This is a genomic window from Leifsonia sp., assembly GCF_051955155.1.
GTDB lineage: Bacteria > Actinomycetota > Actinomycetes > Actinomycetales > Microbacteriaceae > Leifsonia.
Map to the genome: position 1 here is coordinate 1 of NZ_JBQCGZ010000128.1, position 17,772 is coordinate 17,772.

At 73.7% G+C, this 17,772-nt stretch carries 21 protein-coding genes; 17 read left to right on the forward strand and 4 right to left on the reverse strand.

The genetic code is table 11. The features are described 5' to 3' along the window. Positions 1-217: 217 nt before the first annotated feature. From ACTHMF_RS13865 to ACTHMF_RS13910, 10 genes are all read left to right on the forward strand, one after another. Positions 218-1,348 carry a ThiF family adenylyltransferase gene (locus ACTHMF_RS13865; protein WP_440318378.1) on the forward strand — a complete coding sequence of 377 codons (1,131 nt, stop codon included), beginning with the start codon at positions 218-220 and terminating at the stop codon, positions 1,346-1,348. Between the two features lie 37 nt (positions 1,349-1,385). Beyond that, positions 1,386-2,600, forward strand: a complete 1,215-nt coding sequence (locus ACTHMF_RS13870; RefSeq protein ID WP_440318380.1) for a molybdopterin molybdotransferase MoeA — start codon at positions 1,386-1,388, stop codon at positions 2,598-2,600. Next, positions 2,597-3,604, forward strand: a complete 1,008-nt coding sequence (gene moaCB, locus ACTHMF_RS13875; protein ID WP_440318382.1) for a bifunctional molybdenum cofactor biosynthesis protein MoaC/MoaB — start codon at positions 2,597-2,599, stop codon at positions 3,602-3,604. Before ACTHMF_RS13870 ends, moaCB begins: the two co-directional genes overlap by 4 nt. Further along, the gene (locus ACTHMF_RS13880) at positions 3,601-4,023 is read left to right on the forward strand and encodes a molybdenum cofactor biosynthesis protein MoaE (protein ID WP_440318384.1); all 423 of its coding nucleotides are present in this window, start codon (positions 3,601-3,603) and stop codon (positions 4,021-4,023) included. The genes moaCB and ACTHMF_RS13880 overlap by 4 nt, the downstream gene beginning before the upstream one ends. A 210-nt stretch (positions 4,024-4,233) precedes the next feature. Next, positions 4,234-5,040 carry a hypothetical protein gene (locus tag ACTHMF_RS13885; RefSeq protein WP_314149730.1) on the forward strand — a complete coding sequence of 269 codons (807 nt, stop codon included), beginning with the start codon at positions 4,234-4,236 and terminating at the stop codon, positions 5,038-5,040. An 83-nt stretch (positions 5,041-5,123) separates the two neighbouring features. Next, complete coding sequence (locus ACTHMF_RS13890) at positions 5,124-5,978, forward strand: L,D-transpeptidase (protein ID WP_314149729.1); 855 nt, start codon at positions 5,124-5,126, stop codon at positions 5,976-5,978. A 94-nt stretch (positions 5,979-6,072) separates the two neighbouring features. Further along, the gene (locus tag ACTHMF_RS13895) at positions 6,073-6,477 is read left to right on the forward strand and encodes a TOBE domain-containing protein (protein ID WP_440318387.1); all 405 of its coding nucleotides are present in this window, start codon (positions 6,073-6,075) and stop codon (positions 6,475-6,477) included. Next, positions 6,474-7,295: a molybdate ABC transporter substrate-binding protein gene (modA, locus tag ACTHMF_RS13900; protein ID WP_440318389.1), complete on the forward strand. Its 822-nt coding sequence runs from the start codon at positions 6,474-6,476 to the stop codon at positions 7,293-7,295. Before ACTHMF_RS13895 ends, modA begins: the two co-directional genes overlap by 4 nt. Further along, positions 7,292-8,068 carry an ABC transporter permease gene (locus ACTHMF_RS13905; RefSeq protein WP_440318391.1) on the forward strand — a complete coding sequence of 259 codons (777 nt, stop codon included), beginning with the start codon at positions 7,292-7,294 and terminating at the stop codon, positions 8,066-8,068. The genes modA and ACTHMF_RS13905 overlap by 4 nt, the downstream gene beginning before the upstream one ends. Beyond that, positions 8,065-9,129: a sulfate/molybdate ABC transporter ATP-binding protein gene (locus tag ACTHMF_RS13910; RefSeq protein WP_440318393.1), complete on the forward strand. Its 1,065-nt coding sequence runs from the start codon at positions 8,065-8,067 to the stop codon at positions 9,127-9,129. Before ACTHMF_RS13905 ends, ACTHMF_RS13910 begins: the two co-directional genes overlap by 4 nt. A 54-nt stretch (positions 9,130-9,183) precedes the next feature. Here ACTHMF_RS13910 and ACTHMF_RS13915 read toward each other — a convergent pair whose 3' ends face one another. Genes ACTHMF_RS13915 through moaA form a run of 3 tightly spaced genes read right to left on the reverse strand, consistent with a single transcriptional unit; the run spans position 9,184 to position 10,857 of the window. After that, positions 9,184-9,522: a hypothetical protein gene (locus tag ACTHMF_RS13915; protein WP_440318395.1), complete on the reverse strand. Its 339-nt coding sequence runs from the start codon at positions 9,520-9,522 to the stop codon at positions 9,184-9,186. Positions 9,523-9,554: 32 nt separating this feature from the next. Further along, a complete protein-coding gene (locus ACTHMF_RS13920) occupies positions 9,555-9,800 on the reverse strand; it encodes a MoaD/ThiS family protein (RefSeq protein WP_314149460.1) in 246 nt (81 codons plus the stop codon). After that, complete coding sequence (moaA, locus tag ACTHMF_RS13925; RefSeq protein WP_440318396.1) at positions 9,793-10,857, reverse strand: GTP 3',8-cyclase MoaA; 1,065 nt, start codon at positions 10,855-10,857, stop codon at positions 9,793-9,795. The genes ACTHMF_RS13920 and moaA overlap by 8 nt, the downstream gene beginning before the upstream one ends. A gap of 47 nt (positions 10,858-10,904) precedes the next feature. Here moaA and ACTHMF_RS13930 point away from each other — a divergent pair, with 47 nt between their 5' ends. The 6 genes from ACTHMF_RS13930 (at position 10,905) to ACTHMF_RS13955 (ending at position 16,645) form a co-directional block, all read left to right on the forward strand. After that, positions 10,905-11,498 (forward strand): sulfite oxidase-like oxidoreductase, encoded by a 594-nt coding sequence (locus tag ACTHMF_RS13930; RefSeq protein WP_440318398.1) that lies wholly within the window; start codon positions 10,905-10,907, stop codon positions 11,496-11,498. After that, positions 11,492-12,247, forward strand: a complete 756-nt coding sequence (locus ACTHMF_RS13935; protein ID WP_440318404.1) for a ferredoxin reductase — start codon at positions 11,492-11,494, stop codon at positions 12,245-12,247. Before ACTHMF_RS13930 ends, ACTHMF_RS13935 begins: the two co-directional genes overlap by 7 nt. Continuing rightward, positions 12,244-12,531, forward strand: coding sequence for a DUF6510 family protein (locus ACTHMF_RS13940; protein WP_440318400.1), 288 nt, complete (start codon positions 12,244-12,246; stop codon positions 12,529-12,531). Before ACTHMF_RS13935 ends, ACTHMF_RS13940 begins: the two co-directional genes overlap by 4 nt. A 9-nt stretch (positions 12,532-12,540) precedes the next feature. Further along, positions 12,541-14,079, forward strand: a complete 1,539-nt coding sequence (locus tag ACTHMF_RS13945; RefSeq protein ID WP_314149465.1) for an SDR family NAD(P)-dependent oxidoreductase — start codon at positions 12,541-12,543, stop codon at positions 14,077-14,079. 220 nt (positions 14,080-14,299) lie between these two features. Next, positions 14,300-16,186 (forward strand): amino acid transporter, encoded by a 1,887-nt coding sequence (locus tag ACTHMF_RS13950; RefSeq protein WP_314149467.1) that lies wholly within the window; start codon positions 14,300-14,302, stop codon positions 16,184-16,186. A 30-nt stretch (positions 16,187-16,216) separates the two neighbouring features. Then, positions 16,217-16,645: a DUF1622 domain-containing protein gene (locus ACTHMF_RS13955; RefSeq protein ID WP_314149466.1), complete on the forward strand. Its 429-nt coding sequence runs from the start codon at positions 16,217-16,219 to the stop codon at positions 16,643-16,645. Positions 16,646-16,666: 21 nt separating this feature from the next. Here the strand turns inward: ACTHMF_RS13955 and ACTHMF_RS13960 are convergent, their stop codons facing one another. Further along, positions 16,667-17,044: a DUF5997 family protein gene (locus ACTHMF_RS13960; protein WP_440318401.1), complete on the reverse strand. Its 378-nt coding sequence runs from the start codon at positions 17,042-17,044 to the stop codon at positions 16,667-16,669. A 33-nt stretch (positions 17,045-17,077) separates the two neighbouring features. Between ACTHMF_RS13960 and ACTHMF_RS13965 the strand changes: the two genes are divergently transcribed. Next, positions 17,078-17,662: a LysR substrate-binding domain-containing protein gene (locus ACTHMF_RS13965; RefSeq protein ID WP_440318402.1), complete on the forward strand. Its 585-nt coding sequence runs from the start codon at positions 17,078-17,080 to the stop codon at positions 17,660-17,662. Positions 17,663-17,772 lie beyond the last annotated feature (110 nt).

Consider the following 17,772-nt stretch of genomic DNA (forward strand, 5'->3'; position numbering starts at 1 on the left):
GTACCGCGCCGCCCGCTCCGCCGAGAGCTCGGGACCCGGCGCGACGAGAGGAGGAAGACCCATACCCCCAGCTAACCACCCGCCGCGTGCCCGCGTCCCCGCCCGCCGCCGCCCCCCCCGGCACCCACGCGGCCGCCCCGGGCGTTTGGGGCTGGGCGGCGGGGGGCGCCGGGGGCGGGCGGGGACGCGTACACGCGGCGGGTGGTTAGCTGGGGGTATGGGTCTTCCTCCTCTCGTCGCGCCGGGTCCCGAGCTCTCGGCGGAGCAGGCGGCGCGGTACGCGCGCAGCACGCAGCTGCCCGGCTTCGGGGCGGTGGCGCAGCGCAGGCTGCGCGCCGCTCGGGTGCTGGTCGTCGGCGCGGGCGGGCTCGGCTCCGCCGTGCTGCCGCTGCTGGCGTCCGCCGGGTTCGGGACGATCGGGATCGTCGACGACGACCGCGTCGAGCTCAGCAACCTGCCGCGCCAGACCGTGCACACTCCGGCGGACGTCGGCCGCAGCAAGGTCGACTCCGCCGCGGAGACGGTCGCCGCGCTCGACCCGGAGACCGAGGTCCGCGCGATCCCCGAGCGGCTCACCTCCGCCAACGCCGAGGCCGTGCTCGCCGGCTTCGATCTCGTCCTCGACGGCAGCGACAACTTCCCCACCCGGTATCTCGTGAACGACGCCGCGGTGCTCGCGGGGCTGCCGGTCGTGTGGGGCGCCGTGCACCAGACCGGCGGCCAGGCCGGGGTGAGCTGGGCGGCGCACGGTCCGCAGTACCGCGACCTGTTCCCCGTGCCGCCGGAGCCCGGGAGCATCCCGAACTGCGCGGAGGCAGGGGCGCTGCCGAGCATCTGCGGCGTGATCGGCTCGATCATGGTCGGCGAGGGGATCAAGCTCGTCACCGGCACCGGGGACCCGCTGCTCGGCCGGGTGGTCGTCCACGACGCGCTGCGCGGCTCGTTCCGCGAGCTCGCGTACGAGCGCGACCCGGCCGCCGAGCCGATCACCGGCCTGATCGACTACGACCTGTTCTGCGGGGTCGCCGACACGATGACCGCGCGCGAGCTCAGCGCGCGCCTGAATGCCGGCGAGCCGCACATCCTGCTCGACGTCCGCGAGCCGTGGGAGGCCGACATCGCCGAGATCCCCGGGTCGCTGCTGGTGCCGCTGGACGTTGTGGTGCGGGATGCGCCCGGTGTCGCGGCACGCCTCGGCGACGACCCGCTCGTCATCGTCTGCCACCACGGCATCCGCGCCGAGACCGCGCGCCGGCTGCTCGCCGACGCGGGGACGCCCGGGCTGGTGCTGGCCGGCGGCATAGACGCCTGGGCGCGGGATGTCGATCCGTCGCTCGCACGCTACTGACCTCGCCATCCACCGAGCCGGGCGGGATACTGAACGCATGACTCCCCCGCGCAGCGCCGACGAGCACGCCGAGACCGTCGCGAGGCTCCTCGCGCCCCTCACCGCCGAACCGGCCGTCGAGTCGCTGCCGCTGGCGGAGGCCGCAGGCAGGATCAGCGCGGCCGACGTCCGCTCCGAGGTCGACCTGCCGCTGTTCCGCAACGCCCAGATGGACGGTTTCGCCGTCCGCGCCGACGACGTGCGCAGGACACCGGTCGCGCTCGAGGTCGCCGGCGACATCCCCGCCGGGCACGAGACGCCGATCGTGCACACGCCGGGCACCGCGATCCGGATCATGACCGGCGCCCCCGTCCCGGCCGGAGCCGACGCCGTGATCCCGGTCGAGGACACCGAGCTGGTGCTCGGCAGGGACGACGACCTCACCGGCGCCGTCGTGGAGATCCGCCGCGCGCGCCAGCGCGGCGAGTACGTGCGCGAGCGCGGCAGCGACCTGCGCCGCGGCGAGGTCCTGGTGCCGGCCGGCACGCGGCTCGCCCCGCGCCACCTGGCGGCGCTCGCCGCGGCCGGGGTGCAGTCGGTCGCGGTCCGCTCCCGGCTGCGGGTCGGCATCCTGACCACCGGATCGGAGCTGACCACCCCGGACGCGCCCGCCCGGTTCGGCCAGGTGTTCGACGCCAACGGCGTCGCGCTCGCCGCGCTGGTCGAGGAGGCGGGCGCCGCCGTCGCCGTCCGCAGCACCAGCGACGACGACCCCGCGACCTTCGGCCGCCTGCTGGACGAGGCGATCGCGTCCTGCGATCTGGTGATCACCTCCGGCGGCATCTCGAAGGGCGCCTACGAGGTGGTGCGGGAGGTGCTCGCTCCACGCGGCGCCGAGGTCACCACCGTCGCGATGCAGCCGGGCGGCCCGCAGGCGACCGCAGTCGTCGACGGCGTCCCCGTGCTCTGCTTCCCCGGCAACCCGGTGAGCACGCAGATCTCGTTCACCGTCTTCCTGCGCGGCCCGCTGCGCGCGGCCGCCGGACTCGACCCGCTGCCGGTGACCAGCGCCCGGCTGGCGGAGCCGCTGCGCTCGGTGCCAGGCAAGCGCCAGTTCCTGCGCGGCCGGCTGAGCGGCGGGTCGGTCTCCCCCGTCGCCGGTCCCGGCTCGCACCTGGTCGCCGCGATGGCGCGCGCCGATGCCCTGATCGACATCCCCGAGCACGTCGAGGCGGTCGATGCGGGCGCGGACGTGACAGTGTGGACGCTATGACCCAGCTCAGCCACCTGGACTCCGACGGCCGCGCGCGCATGGTCGACGTCGGCGAGAAGCCGGAGACCGAGCGCGTCGCGGTGGCCCGCGGCCACCTGCAGACGACCGCCGAGGTGGTCCGGCTCGTCGCGGCCGACGGGATGCCGAAGGCGGACGTCCTCGCGACCGCGCGCATCGCCGGCATCGCCGGGGCGAAGCGCACGAGCGACCTGATCCCGCTGTGCCACCCGCTGCCGCTGACCTCGGTGCGCGTCGACTTCCGGCTGGACGAGGCGGCGGGGCGCATCCATGTGGAAACGATGGCGAAGACGCGCGGGCGCACCGGCGTGGAGATGGAGGCGCTGACCGCGGTCGCCGTCGCCGGGCTCACCCTGCACGACATGGTCAAGGCGGTGGACCCGGCCGCCGTGCTCACGGAGGTGCGGCTCGTGGAGAAGCGCGGCGGCAAGCGTGGCGAGTGGCACAGGGACGGCGAGGCGGCGGAGGCCGTCGACGGCGCGACGGCCGCGCAGCCTGCCGCCACCGTCCGTGCCGCCGAGGAAGCGGCCATCGTGCTCGTCTCGTCCACGCGCGCCGCCGCCGGGGCCGCGCAGGACACGACCGGTCCCGCCATCGCGGACTGGCTCGCCGGGCGTGGACTGCGCGCCGAGGTGCGCGTCGTGCCCGACGCCGGGATCGCCGAGGCGGTCCGCGCCGCGGTCGCCGAGCGTCCCGCCGTACTGATCACCACCGGCGGGACCGGGGTCTCCGCCGACGACCGGACGCCGGAGGCCACGGCCGCCGTCCTCGACAGGGAGCTGCCGGGGGTGGCGGAGGCGCTGCGCGCCCGCGGCGCCGCGGCGACCCCGCTCGCGGCGCTCAGCCGCGGCAGGGCGGGCGTCGCCGGCCGCACGGTCGTCGTCAACCTGCCGGGCTCGCGCGGCGGCGTCGCCGACGGGCTGGCGGTGCTGGAGGACCTGCTCCCGCACCTGATCGACCAGCTCCGGGGCGGTGATCACGCGTGACGGACGCCGAGGCTGTGTACGCCGTCGTCAGCGACCAGCCGCTCGACCCCGCCGCCGTCGACGCGTTCGTGTGGCGTCCGGAGGCGGGCGCGGTCGTGTCGTTCCAGGGCATCGTCCGCGACCACGACGGCGGCCGGTCCGTCGTCGCGCTCGAATACCGCGCGCATCCCGAGGCCGAGGCGTTCCTGCGCGCCTGCTGCGCCGAGGTCGCCTCGCGCACCGGTCTGCGGGTCGCCGCCGCGCACCGGGTCGGCGCCCTCACGATCGGCGACCTGGCCCTCGTCGCGGCCGTCGCCGCCCCGCACCGCGCGGAGGCGTTCGCCGCCTGTGCGGAACTCGTGGAGACCATCAAGGCCCGGGTGCCGATCTGGAAGCGCCAGCTCTTCGAGGACGGCGCCTCGGAGTGGGTCGGGCTCTGAGCTGAGCGCCGGGGCGCCGTCCGGCCACCGCTCCGACGCGGAGCGGGACGAGCGCGACTACGGATTTGCGTCCCTGCAGGCACGGACCGTCGCGATTGGAGACCGCACGCGCCCGGTCGCGTCCCTAGCCTTGACCGCAGAGCGGCCCATCCGCTCCGTTCGACGCCGCGCGCTCCGCCGATGCGGTGGGACCAGACCTAGGGAAGACACATGCTCACCACTCGCTCCGGGCGCCTCGTGCCCCTCCTCGCCGCCGCCGCGCTCGTCGGCGCCGGTCTCCTCGCCGCCACGCCCGCGCACGCCGAGGACCCCCAGGCGCCCGCCGGCGATGTCGCCTTCGGCGCGTCGCCGACGACGTTCGGCCTCGGCGCCTGGACCGAGGACGGCTACGCCCCGGGCAGCTGGGACAGCGGACTCACGCTCTCCGGAGCCGGCTTCGGACCGGACGCAATGGTGACCGTCACCTTGGTCGGCACCGACGAGGGCGATCCGGTGCTGACCGACTCGACGGAGATCGCCGCGGACGCGGATGGCGCATTCGACGAGACCTGGACGCCGGCCGAGCCGCCGCTCGCCGGCCTCGCCTACAGCATCAGCGCCACGGACGGCGACTCGACGTCGGATCCGGTGGCACTCGACGTCCTGGCTCCGGAAGGCATCGTCGCCAGCCCGGCGACGATCAGCACCCGCGAGCTCCACGACAGCGGCGTCACGGTCGCGGCGGGGGGCTTCGCACCCGGGGAGCCGGTCTCCATCGCCGTCGAGTACGGCCCCGCCGCGGAGGACCACGAGACCACGGCAAACCTGAACGGCGCTGTCGGCTTCGGCATGACGTGGTATGGAAGCCTCCGCGCCGGCACCATCACCTTCACCCTGACGGGTGCGGAAAGCGGCCACGTGGAGACCGCGTCGGTCACCGTCACGGGAGAGACCATTCACGTCGGTCCCGGCGACGAGTCCACGCCGCCGCGCGGCGGGATCGCCCCCACGACCGCGCTGCCGAAGGTCTCCGGCTGACCGTCCGCTCCGCCCACCATGCTCGAGAGGGCCGGCCGCACCCTCCTCGCGACCGGCCCTCCCGTCGTCTCCCGATGCGTTCCATGACCTGGCGTCTGCGCAGCGCGGCCACGCTCTGGGCGTTCGGCGTCGTCGCGCTGTCAGGGTGTACGAGCGACACACCTCTTGCGGCCCCGACCACGGCCGGGACCACGCCGGCGGCGACCGACGACGCACCGCCCACGCTCACCTCGACGCAGATCATCCGGCTGCCCGCCGCGGCCCACGACGCCGTCATTCCGGGTCTGCTGACGGCCCCCGCGGAGGTCGCACAGGCGACCGCGCACCGGCTACGGAGGGACGCGCCGCTATTCGGAGCCGACCGGCGCACCCCCATCGCCCGGCTGCCGGCGCACGACTTCCTGGCCGAGCGGACCGTGGTGACCGCGATCCGCGCCGAGGGACCCTGGACCCTCGTCCTCACCCCCGCCCGGAGCATCCTGCCCTCGCGAGCGACGGCGGCGGACCCCGCACCGGCGCAGACGGCGGCGTGGCTGCCCACCGCCTTCCTCGGCGCGCCGGGCCGGCTGACGGATCGGATCGAGATCTCGGTGTCAGCACAGACGCTGTCGATCTTCCAGGAGGGCGCAGCGACGCGGACCTTCCCGGTTGGGGTGGGCACGCCGGCGACTCCGACTCCGACGAATGTCACCGGGTACCTGCAGGCCCGCTACCGGGACCCGGATCAGGGCCAGATCGAGCATCGCATCCAGCTGAGCTCACTGCACGCGACGGGCGCGGACGAACCGTACGCGGGAGACGACGGCGGCCTGATCGGAATCCACTTTCAGGAGACCGCGACCGGGGCCGTCTCGCACGGCTGTGTGCGGATGGACGAGGTGGGGATTTCCGCCGTCGACGCGCTCCCGCTCGGAACGCTGATCGCCGTCGTGGAATGATCCGCGCCGCCGTCCGCGTCCGCCCGCTGCTGCTGGAGCGCCGTCGCACGCACAGGATCCGACGATCCGCGATTGCGGTCCTACACTGAGATCCATGCCGCAGATACGGATCAGGGACGCCGCCCTCTACCTCGGCGTGAGCGACGACACGGTGCGCAGGTGGATCGACTCCGGGGTCATCGGCAGCGCGCGGGACGCGGCGGGCCGGACCGTGGTCGACGGCCTGGAGCTCGCCCGGCTCGCGAAACAGCAGGCGGTCCTCCCCGCCGACCCCTCCGCGGTCGGTCGGTCGGCGCGCAACCGGTTCGTCGGGATCGTGACCGACATCGTGATGGATCGGGTGATGGCGCAGGTGGAGCTGCAGTGCGGCCCGCACCGCGTGGTCTCCCTCGTCAGCAGCGAGGCGGTCCGCGAGCTGGGCCTCGAGCCGGGATCCGTCGCGGTGGCCGTCGTCAAGGCCACCAACGTCATCGTCGAGACCGCGGGAGGGCCCGAATGACGCCGCCGGTGTCCCGCCGCGTCCGGCTCGCCACGGCGGGCGCCGTCCTCGCCACCGTGCTGCTCGCCGTCGCCGGCTGCGCGACCGCATCCCCGTCCGGCGGCCCGGGGACCGACGCCGGCACGGACACCCCGGCGCGCGCGAGCGGGACGATCACCGTCTTCGCCGCCGCGTCCCTCACGAAGACGTTCACCGAGCTGGGGAAGGACTTCGAGAAGGCGAACCCGGGGAGCACCGTGACGTTCAGCTTCGGCGGCTCCTCCGACCTGGTCAGCCAGCTGACCGCGGGCGCGCCCGCCGACGTGTTCGCCTCCGCCGACGAGGCGAACATGAAGAAGGCCGTGGCCGCGAAGGTCGTCGACGGCGACCCGGTCGACTTCGCGACGAACGTCCTCGCCATCGCGGTGCCGCCCGGCAACCCGGCGCACATCGCCTCGTTCGCCGACCTCGCGAGAGCCGGGGTGAAGACCGTCGTCTGCGCACCGCAGGTGCCCTGCGGGGCGGCCACCGCGAAGGTGGAGGCGAGCACCGGGGTGACGCTGAAGCCGGTCAGCCAGGAGTCGTCGGTCACCGACGTGCTCGGCAAGGTGATCGCCGGTGAGGCGGATGCCGGGATCGTCTACGCCACGGATGTGAAGGGCGTGGGCTCGAAGGTCGGCTCCGTCCCGTTCCCGGAGGCGAACGACGTCGTGAACACCTACCCGATCGCCGCCGTCGGCCAGGGCGCGAACGCGGCAGGCGGCCGCGCCTTCCTGGCGTACGTCACCGGCCCCGAGGGCCGGGCGGTGCTGACGGCCGCGGGATTCGGGGCGCCGTGAGCTCGGGCGTCCCGCGCTGGGTGCTCGTGGTCGCCGGCGTCGGCGCGCTCTTCGTCCTGCTGCCGCTCGCCGCGATGGTGGTGCGGGTCGACTGGGCGGACTTCCTGGCGCTCATCACGACCCCGTCGTCGGTGGACGCGCTGCTGCTCAGCCTGCGGACCTCGCTGGTCGCGACCGCCGCGTGCCTGCTGCTCGGCGTGCCGATGGCCGTCGTGCTGGCGCGCGTCCCGTTCCGCGGGCGCGGCCTGCTGCGCGCCGTCGTCCTGCTGCCGCTGGTGCTCCCTCCCGTCGTCGGCGGCCTCGCGCTGCTCGCCCTCTACGGCAGGCGCGGGCTGCTGGGCGGCGCGATCCCCGTCGCCTTCTCGACGCCGGCGGTGATCATCGCGCAAACGTTCGTCGCGCTCCCCTTCTTGGTCCTCAGCCTGGAGGGCGCGCTGCGCACCGGTGGCGAGCGCTACGCGGCGGTCGCCGCGACGCTCGGCGCCCGGCCGTCAGCGGTGTTCTTCCGGGTGACCCTGCCGCTGGTCGCGCCGGCCATCCTGTCCGGCGCGATCCTGTCGTTCGCGCGCGCCCTCGGCGAGTTTGGGGCCACCCTCACCTTCGCGGGCAGTCTGCAGGGCGTCACGCGGACGCTGCCGCTGGAGATCTACCTGCAGCGCGAGACCGATCCGGACGCGGCGGTCGCGCTGTCGCTGGTGCTGATCGCGGTCGCCATCGCCGTCGTCGCCGTCGCGCACGGCGCGGGCGAGCCGCTGCGGAGACGGACGGCATGAGGCTCCGGATGGCCGCCGCCAGCGCCGTGCGCGGCGTCGACGTCGATTTGCGGCTGGAGGCGGGCGAGACGCTCGCGCTGCTCGGCCCGAACGGCGCGGGCAAGTCGTCGGTGCTCGCGATGCTGGCCGGGCTGCTGCGCCCGGACAGCGGGACCGCGACGCTCGGCGACGACGTGCTCTTCGACGTGCCGGGAGCCGGGGCCGGGCGCGCGACGCGCTGGCTGCCGCCGCACCGCCGCGGGATCGCCCTGCTCGCGCAGGACGCTCTGCTGTTCCCGCACCTGAGCGTTCGCGCGAACGTGGAGTTCGCGCCGCGCTCGGCCGGCGTCTCCCGCGGCGAGGCGCGCGCGAGCGCGGACGAGTGGCTGCGGCGCACGGGGTGCGCGGCGTTCGCCGGCCGCCGCCCCGGCGAGCTGTCCGGCGGCCAGGCACAGCGCGTCGCGATCGCGAGGGCGCTGGCGGCGGAGCCGGCGCTCACGCTGCTCGACGAGCCGCTCGCCTCGCTCGACGTCGGCGTCGCCGCCGACCTGCGCGGGATGCTCGCCGACGTGCTCGCCCCGCGCACCGCGGTGCTCGTCACCCACGACGCGCTCGACGCCTATCTGCTCGCCGACCGGGTGGCCGTCCTGCACGAGGGCCGGATCGTCGAGGAGGGGCCGACCGGGCGGGTGCTGACCCGGCCGCACCATCCCTTCACCGCCGAGCTCGCCGGCCTCACGCTGCTGACCGGGCGGCGCGCCGGCGACGGGATCGCGACGGACGACGGGATGCGGCTGGCGGGCACCGTGGACGCGGCGGTCGCCGACGGCACGCCGGTCACCGCGGTCGTCCGCCCGTCCGCCGTCGGCGTCGCGGTTCCGGGCGACGGGGGCGCCCACGGCATCCCCGCGACCGTGACCGCGCTGGAGCCGCGCGACGACCTGGTCCGCGTCCGCACCGATCGCCTCACCGCCCTGGTGCCCGCCGCGGCCGTCGCCGAGCTGCGCCTGAAGCCCGGCGCCCGCGTGCTCCTGTCCGTTCCCGCCGCGGAGGTGCGGATCAGCCCCGCCATCGGCTCCTGAGTTCCTCACGCGCCGACGCGGCGTGTCGCGCGCAGAGCTCCGGACGCGCCGCGGTCAGTGCGAGCCGAGCTGGGTGCCCGCCAGCGAGTAGCCGCCGTTCGGGTTCTTCGACGGCTGCGGCTCGTCGAACGCCGGGTTCGGCCTGCCGGGCAGGCTCTGCGGGGCGACCCGGAGGCGCACCGCGAGCACGATGGCCACGACGCATGCCGCGAGCAGCACGGCGCCGGCCGCGACCAGCAGCCAGCCGGCCGCGTCGCCGCGCGTGAGCTGCACGATCCCGAACGGCACGGTGAGCCAGGCGCCGAGGCCGGCGACGACCGTCAGCACGATCAGCCAGGCGAGGCGCACCCTGGTGCGGTGGATCCGGTCGAACTCCGTCATGTACGCGCTCATGGCGACCCCCTTTCGCTCAGGGTAGCCGAGCCTCAGCCGCCCGCGAAAGGCGGCAGCACATCCACGCGCGCGCCGACCGGCCGCGTGATGTCGCGCGCCACCACGCCGTCGACCAGGAACGAACCGGCGGCAAGCACACGCTCCATCGGCTCCCCGTAGCGTGCCGCGAGCTCGGCGCGCAGCGCGCCGAGGGTGGCCTCCGGGATCGCGATGATCTCCTCCTCGCGTCCCGCCGCCTCCTCCGCCGCCGCGAAGTAGCGCACGAGAACGTCAGCCACCGATCGCCCCCATGCTGCGCACCGGCGGCTGGAATCCAGCCGTCTCCATGCCGTGACCGCGCTGCTTGCCCCACATCGCCGCGCGCCACCAGTCCGCGATCTCGCGGTCGTCCGCTCCGCCGCGCAGCAGCCCGCGCAGGTCCGTCTCGTCGTCGCCGAACAAGCACGAGCGCACGGTGCCCTCCGCGGTGATCCTGGTGCGGTCGCACGCGGAGCAGAACGACCGGGTGACCGACGCGATGATGCCGACCGTCGCGGGTCCGCCGTCCACCAGCCACTCCTCCGCGGGCGCGGACGGGTCATCGGGCCGCCCGAGCGGGGTCAGCGTGAACCGCGTGCCGAGCACATCCAGCAGCTCCGCCGCATCCACCATGTTCTCGCGCAGCCACGACCGGTCGGCGTCGAGCGGCATCTGCTCGATGAAGCGCAGCCGGCAGCCGTTCGCGAGCGCCCAGGCCAGCAGGTCGGGAGCGTTGTCGACGGTCTGCCGCATCATCACGGCGTTGAGCTTGAGCGGCGTGAGCCCGGCCGCGTGCGCGGCGGCGATCCCGGCGAAGACCGCCGGGAGCCGGTCGCGCCTGGTCAGCGCTGCGAAGTGCTCGCGGTCCACGGTGTCCAGCGAGACGTTGACGCGGGTGAGGCCGGCGTCGACGAGCGCCTGCACCCGGTGGTCGAGTCCGATCCCGTTCGTGGTGATGCTGAGGTCGATTCCGGGCGCGGCCTGCGCGGAGAGGCCGACGATCTCGGCCAGGTCGGCCCGCATCAGCGGCTCGCCGCCGGTGAAGCGCACCTCGCGGATTCCGAGGTCGCGCACGCCGATGCCGACCAGCCGCGCGATCTCGCCGGGCGTCAGCAGGTCATCGCGCGCGATCGCGGGAAGGCCCTCGGCGGGCATGCAGTACGTGCAGCGCAGCGAGCACTTCTCGGTGACCGAGACGCGCAGGTCGTGCGCGACGCGCCCGAACCGGTCGATCAGCCCGGAGTGCTCGGGCCGGCCGGTGGTGTCGGGAGCGCCGCTCGTGCGCGCGAGAGGCATCCCGAGGTCGACGGCGGTCATGTCCTTCACCATAGACCTCCGCCCGGCCGCCCATTAGGCTCACGCCCATGGGAATCATCTCCTCCGGCTTCATGGGCCGGCGCAGGACGGACGACCCCCGCCTCCCACCCGGCCAGTACGCGACGGAGGGATTCCCGGTGCTGTCCGCCGGTCCGACCCCGCGCGTGGCCAAGGACGCCTGGGCCTTCACGATCACGACCGAGAAGGGCGTGGAGCACCGCTGGAGCTGGGACGAGTTCCTCGCGCTCCCGCAGGAGGACGTCGCCACCGACATCCACTGCGTGACCAGCTGGTCCAAGCTCGGCACGTCCTGGCGCGGTGTCGCCATCGACACGCTGTTCGACGGCGTCGACACCTCCTACGCGTACACGATGGCGCACTCCTACGGCGGGTACACCACGAACGTCCCGCTCGCCGACCTGCTCGGCGGCAAGGCGTGGATCGCGCACACCTTCGACGGTGCCGACCTGCCTCCCGAGCACGGCGGCCCCGCCCGGCTGCTCGTGCCGCACCTGTACTTCTGGAAGAGCGCGAAGTGGGTGAGCGGGCTGGAGATGCTGCCGAACGACCAGCCGGGGTTCTGGGAGCAGAACGGCTACAACATGTACGGCGACCCCTGGAAAGAGGAGCGCTACTGGTGACGACCGCGTGGCGCGTGGCCGACGTGGTCGGCGCGCGGCAGGAGACCGCCAGCGCGCGAACCCTCCGGCTGCGCATCCCCGGCCTCAGCGGCCATCTCCCCGGTCAGCACGTCGACGTGCGGCTGACCGCGCCCGACGGCTACCAGGCGGTGCGGTCCTACTCGATCGCGTCCGCCCCCGGCACCGGCGGCATCGCCGACGACGAGCTGGAGCTCACGGTCGAGGAGCTGCCGGACGGCGAGGTCTCGCCGTACCTCGTGCGCGGCGTCGAGGTCGGCGACCAGCTGGAGGTGCGCGGGCCGGTCGGCGGCTGGTTCGTCTGGCACAGGCAGGACACCGGCCCTGTGCAGCTCATCGCGGGCGGCTCCGGCGTCGTGCCGCTGATGTCGATGGCTCGCGCGCACGCCGCCGCGGACAGCAGCGCACCGTTCCGGCTGCTCTACTCGGTGCGCACGCCGGACTCGCGGTTCTACGCCGACGAGCTGGAGACGCTGAGCGCGGGACCCGCTCCGCTCCGTCTGGACTACGTCTACACGCGCGAGACGCCGCCGGGCTGGCCGCAGCCGGCGGGGCGGTTGATGCAGGACGCGCTCGCCGAGCTCGCCTTCCCCGCCGCGGACTCCCCCACCTTCTTCATCTGCGGTTCGACGCCGTTCGTGGAGACGGTCTCCGGCTGGCTGGTCGACGCCGGCCACGACCCCGCCAGGATCCGGACCGAGCGCTACGGCGGCATCGGAGGTGCACCGTGACCGACCACGATCTCGACTACCTCGACGGCAACGCCGCAGCGGGCCTCCTCGACGAGGTGTTCGCCGCGGACGTGACGACGGCCCGCGGCCGCTGCGCGAGCTGCGGCGACGAGTCCGTCATCGCCATCGCACACGTGCGCCCCGTCTCCGACGGCCTCGTGCTGTGCTGCTCGGTGTGCGAGGGGATGCTGGCGCGCGTCACCGACCGCGGCGGCCGCGTGCGCCTCGACCTGCGCGGATTGGTCTGGCTGGAGCTGGGCGCGGGCGACCTCGACGCATCGTAGAATTCTCCGGTGCCTCCCGAAACCCCGCTCGACACGCCCGCCTCGGCGGGCATCCACCCCGACGATCTCGCCACCACCCTCCGGGTGCTCGCGCAGCTGCACGAGCTGGATCGGGAGCACCCCGACTTCGTGAGCGTGCGCCGGGCGACCGGCCACATGTTCAAGGCGGTCAAGCAGGCCAGGCGGCGCGAGCTGCGGGACGCGGTGCTGGAGGCCGACCGCGCCGTCGTCGCGGCGACCGCGACCGGCGCGCCCGACCGCATCGACGACGAGACGCGCGGGCGCGAGCTCACCTCGTCCGTGACCGGGGCCGCGACCGCGGGGACGCTGCAGCGCGCCCAGGCCTGCTACATCTGCAAGCAGCCGTACACCGAGGTCGACTGGTTCTACCACCAGCTCTGCCCGTCCTGCGCGGCCTTCAGCCACGCCAAGCGCACCGCGCGCACCGACCTCACCGGCCGGCGCGCGCTGCTCACCGGCGGCCGGGCGAAGATCGGGATGCACATCGCCCTGCGCCTGCTGCGCGACGGGGCGCACCTGACGATCACCACCCGGTTCCCGCGCGACGCGGTCCGCCGGTTCTCCCAGCTCCCGGACGCCGGGCAGTGGCTGCACCGGCTGCGCGTCGTCGGCATCGACCTGCGCGACCCCGCCCAGGTGATCGGCCTCGCCGACTCCGTCGCGTCGAAGGGGCCGCTTGACATCCTGATCAACAACGCGGCGCAGACCGTCCGCCGCTCCCCCGGCTCGTACGCGCTGCTGGCGGAGGCGGAGTCCCAGCCGCTCCCGGACGGCCCGCTGCCGGAGCTGGAGACTTTCGGGCACACCGCGGACCCGCACCCGAAGGCGCTGGAGGCGTCCGTCGCCGCCCATCCCCTGCTCTCCGCGGCCGACGTGTCCGGAACGATCGCCGAGCTGGCGGGCGCGGGAGCCGGCGCGCTGACCGCGGACGACCTGGCCTCGCTCGCGATGGCCCCCGGCTCGTCGTCGCTCGCCAAGCACGCGGACGGCTCCGCCATCGACGCGGGCGGCCTGGTCCCCGACGTCGCGCACGTGAACACCTGGACGCAGGCCCTCGGCGGCATCGACCCGCTCGAACTGCTCGAGGTGCAGCTGTGCAACACCACAGCGCCGTTCATCCTCATCGACCGGCTGCGGCCCTCGCTCGCTGCCGCGGCCGCCGCGGCACCCGGCCGCCGGTCCTACGTCGTCAACGTCTCGGCGATGGAGGGCGTGTTCGGCCGCCGCTACAAGGGCGCGGGGCACCCGCACACCAACATGGCGAAGGCGGCGCTCAACATGCTGACCCGCACCAGCTCGCTGGAGATGTTCGAGACCGACGCCATCCTGATGACCAGCGTCGACACCGGCTGGATCACCGACGAGCGCCCGCACTACACGAAGGTGCGGCTCGCCGAGGAGGGCTTCCACGCGCCGCTCGACCTCGTGGACGGGGCCGCGCGCGTGTACGACCCGATCGTCCGCGGCGAGGCGGGTGAGGACCTGCACGGGGTGTTCCTGAAGGACTACCGCCCGTCGGCGTGGTGAACGTACAGTGAGCGACGACGGCACGAACGAAGGATCACCGATGGCCAGCTCCACCCCGACCGGCGGCGATGAACCTCAGCCACGGGATCCCGCGGAGGTGACGGGCGCCCGGCCGCAGCGGGTCGCCCCGCGCGAGCCGATCCCGGTGCCTGGCCAGGCGATCCCGCTGCGCCCCGCCGAGCTCGACGGCTCCCGCTTCAAGCACTGGCTGCTGCGCGGGATGATCGACGAGCGCGGCACCCAGCAGGGCCCGCACGGCCGCAACCCCGAGCGCACGCACTCCTGGTGGCAGGTCATGTGCCTCACCGGTGTCGACTACTTCTCGACCCTCGGCTACCAGCCGGCCATCGCGGCACTGGCCGCCGGGCTGGTCTCGCCGTTCGCGACGCTCGTGCTCGTCGCGCTGACCCTGCTCGGCGCCCTCCCGGTGTATCGCAGGGTCGCCCGCGAGAGCTTCCGCGGCTCCGGCTCCATCGCGATGCTGGAGCGCTTCCTGCCCTGGTGGGCCGGCAAGCTGCTGGTGCTGGTGCTGCTCGGCTTCGCCGCGACGGACTTCATGATCACGATCACGCTGTCCGCCGCCGACGCCTCGGCGCACGCCATCGAGAACCCGTACGCGCCGTCCTGGTTCCACGGCAACAACGTGCTGATCACGCTGTTCCTGCTCGTGCTGCTCGGCGCCGTGTTCCTGAAGGGCTTCCGGGAGGCGATCGGCATCGCCGTCGTGCTGGTCGGCGTCTACCTCGCGCTCAACGTCGTCGTGGTTACGACCTCGATCATCGAGGTGTTCAAGCACCCCACCGCCATCGACGACTGGTGGAGCGCGCTGTTCGCCTCGCACGGCAACCCGCTGCTGATCGTCGGGGTCGCGCTGCTGGTGTTCCCGAAACTCGCGCTCGGCCTCTCCGGCTTCGAGACCGGCGTCGCCGTCATGCCGCAGATCAAGGGCAAGCCGAACGACGACCCGAACCGCCCGGAGGGCCGCATCCGCGGCGCGGGCCGGCTGCTGACGACGGCCGCGATCATCATGAGCGTGTTCCTCATCACGTCGAGCTTCACGACGACGCTGCTGATCCCGCAGAAAGAGTTCCAGGCGGGCGGCTCTGCGAACGGCCGCGCGCTCGCCTACCTGGCCCACGAGTACCTCGGGAACGGCTTCGGCACGGTCTACGACATCAGCACCATCCTCATCCTGTGGTTCGCCGGCGCGTCCGCGATGGCGGGCCTGCTGAACCTCGTGCCCCGCTACCTGCCGAAGTACGGCATGGCGCCGCAGTGGGCGCGCGCCGTTCGCCCGCTGGTGCTCGTGTTCACCGCGATCGCCTTCCTGATCACGATCATCTTCGACGCCAACGTGGATGCGCAGGGCGGCGCGTACGCGACCGGCGTCCTGGTGCTGATCACCTCCGCGTCGCTCGCGGTGAGCCTGTCCGCCTGGCGCAAGAAGCAGCCGAAGCGCACGCTCGTGTTCGGCATCATCACCGCGATCTTCGTCTACACGACCATCGACAACATCATCGAGCGGCCGGACGGCCTGCGCATCGCGACGCTGTTCATCCTGGGCATCCTCGTCGTCTCGATCGTCTCCCGCATCGGCCGGTCGTTCCAGCTGCGGGCGACCAGCGTCACGCTCGACGTCTCCGCCCTCGACTTCGTGCTCGAGGACGCCGAGGAGGGCGAGATCCGCATCATCTCGCACGAGCCGGACGTCGACACCACCAAGGAGTACGCGGACAAGAACAAGGACGAGCGCCGGTTCAGCCACATCCCGCAGCGCTCCCGGACGATCTTCCTGGAGGTGCTGCCGTCGGACTCCTCGGACTTCGAGGAGGACCTGGTGGTGCACGGCGTCGTGAAGTACGGCTACCGGGTGCTGCAGGTCAAGAGCGGCAACGTCCCGAACACGATCGCGGCCATCCTGATCGAGATCCGCGACATCACCGGCGTGGTCCCGACGATCTACTTCGAGTGGACGGAGGGCAACCCGATCTCGAACATGTTCCGCTACTTGATCACCGGCGTCGGCGAGGTCGCCCCGGTGACCCGCGAGGTGCTGCGCGAGGCGGAGAAGGACGTGAAGCGCCGACCTGCCGTCCACGTCTCGTGACCGCGGCGGCCGCTGTGGCACCATGAGCGCATGCAGACGCACGACGTGTTCGAGTGGATCGGGGTGGCGTTCGAGTTCGTCGGCGTCGCCGCGCTCGCGCTCGGGTTCATCGCCGCGGTCGTGATCGCCGGCGCCGTGCTCGTGCGCAGGCGCGACGGCGCGGCCGCCTTCCGCACGCTGCGGGAGGTGTTCGGCGGGGTGATCCTGCTGGGGCTCGAGATCCTCGTCGCCGCGGACCTGATCAAGACGGTCACCTCGAACCCGACGCTCACCGACGCCCTGGTGCTCGGCATCATCGTGCTTATCCGCACCATCCTGAGCTTCTCGCTGCAGATCGAGATCGACGGCGTCGCGCCGTGGCGGCGCGCGCTCGTGACCGGGCCGGAGGTGCTGGCGAAGTCGGTGCGCCGGGCGACCGGCCCGGGTGCCGGGGCCGGGGCGCCGCCGTCCGGCGCGTGAGCCGGGACGCGGCGGGCGGCGCTACGAGCGGGCGGCGCGCCCGGCGTTGCGCTGCTTGATGCGCGCGTTCTCGGCGCGGACCTGCGCCTGCGTCGCGCGCTCGGCGACCAGCCACTCGGGCGGCGCGGCGAGCAGGTCCTTGATCTCGGCCGTCGTGAGCGCCTCGGTGACGCCGCCGCGGGCGAGGCCGGAGTTGCTCACGCCGAGCTTGCGCGCGACGACGTCGCGGGGATGCGGCCCCTCGGCGCGCAGGGTGCGCAGCCACTCCGGCGGGTTGGCGTTCAGCTCGTCCAGCTCGTCGCGGCTGATGTCGCGGTCGCGGAACTCCTCCGGGGCCGCAGGCAGGTAGATGCCGAGCTTCTTGGCCGCGGTGGCCGCCTTCATGGTCTGGGAGGTCATGGGTTCCAGGGTACCGTTCGCTACTCTGGCGTGATGACCTCCCGCTTCGTCCTCGCCTTCCCGCCCGGGGTCACCATCGGCAAGTGGACGCGGCTATTCGCCGAGCGCCGGCCGCGCGACGAGCTCGTCGTGCTGCCGAGCCAGGACCCGCTCGCGCTGCTCTCCTCCGGCGAAGCGGACATGGTGTTCGCGCGCGACGCGGAGGCCGACGACGAGCGGCACCTCATCCCGCTCTACAGCGAGGACGTCGTGGTCGTGATGCACCACGAGCACCTGCTGACGCTCGAGGAGCAGCTGTACCTGGCCGATCTGGAGGGCGAGGCGCGGGTCGACGGGGAGCCGTCGGAGGCGCTGATGCGCAGTGTGGCCGCCGGGGACGGCATCGCGCTGCTCCCCGCGTCGGTCGCCAAGGCGCTGCGGCGCAAGGACGTGACGGCGATGCGGCTCGAGGACGGACCGGTCTCCCGGATCGGGCTGACCTGGCTGCGCGAGGGGCAGCATCCCCTGGTCGACGAGTTCATCGGGATCGTGCGCGGCCGCACCGCGCACAGCTCCCGCAACCCCGACGTCGCCGCGACCCAGTCCGCCAACGCCAAGCGCCCCCGCCGCACGCGCTGACGCGCCTGCCCGCGGCGCCGACCCCGCGCAGGCCGCCGCCCCGCGGAGGCCTCCGAGCACAGGAAAAACGTCGCGAATCGGTCCGGATCGGGACGTTTTTCCTGTGCTCG

Excerpts from the sequence above, each read along its gene's own strand:
- ACTHMF_RS13865 (WP_440318378.1), top strand. The coding sequence starts at position 218 with ATGGGTCTTCCTCCTCTCGTCGCGCCGGGTCCCGAGCTCTCGGCGGAG.
- ACTHMF_RS13870 (WP_440318380.1), top strand. The coding sequence starts at position 1,386 with ATGACTCCCCCGCGCAGCGCCGACGAGCACGCCGAGACCGTCGCGAGG.
- moaCB (WP_440318382.1), top strand. The coding sequence starts at position 2,597 with ATGACCCAGCTCAGCCACCTGGACTCCGACGGCCGCGCGCGCATGGTC.
- ACTHMF_RS13885 (WP_314149730.1), top strand. The coding sequence starts at position 4,234 with ATGCTCACCACTCGCTCCGGGCGCCTCGTGCCCCTCCTCGCCGCCGCC.
- ACTHMF_RS13890 (WP_314149729.1), top strand. The coding sequence starts at position 5,124 with ATGACCTGGCGTCTGCGCAGCGCGGCCACGCTCTGGGCGTTCGGCGTC.
- ACTHMF_RS13895 (WP_440318387.1), top strand. The coding sequence starts at position 6,073 with ATGCCGCAGATACGGATCAGGGACGCCGCCCTCTACCTCGGCGTGAGC.
- modA (WP_440318389.1), top strand. The coding sequence starts at position 6,474 with ATGACGCCGCCGGTGTCCCGCCGCGTCCGGCTCGCCACGGCGGGCGCC.
- ACTHMF_RS13910 (WP_440318393.1), top strand. The coding sequence starts at position 8,065 with ATGAGGCTCCGGATGGCCGCCGCCAGCGCCGTGCGCGGCGTCGACGTC.
- ACTHMF_RS13915 (WP_440318395.1), bottom strand. The coding sequence starts at position 9,522 with ATGAGCGCGTACATGACGGAGTTCGACCGGATCCACCGCACCAGGGTG.
- moaA (WP_440318396.1), bottom strand. The coding sequence starts at position 10,857 with ATGACCGCCGTCGACCTCGGGATGCCTCTCGCGCGCACGAGCGGCGCT.
- ACTHMF_RS13930 (WP_440318398.1), top strand. The coding sequence starts at position 10,905 with ATGGGAATCATCTCCTCCGGCTTCATGGGCCGGCGCAGGACGGACGAC.
- ACTHMF_RS13950 (WP_314149467.1), top strand. The coding sequence starts at position 14,300 with ATGATCGACGAGCGCGGCACCCAGCAGGGCCCGCACGGCCGCAACCCC.
- ACTHMF_RS13955 (WP_314149466.1), top strand. The coding sequence starts at position 16,217 with ATGCAGACGCACGACGTGTTCGAGTGGATCGGGGTGGCGTTCGAGTTC.
- ACTHMF_RS13960 (WP_440318401.1), bottom strand. The coding sequence starts at position 17,044 with ATGACCTCCCAGACCATGAAGGCGGCCACCGCGGCCAAGAAGCTCGGC.
- ACTHMF_RS13965 (WP_440318402.1), top strand. The coding sequence starts at position 17,078 with ATGACCTCCCGCTTCGTCCTCGCCTTCCCGCCCGGGGTCACCATCGGC.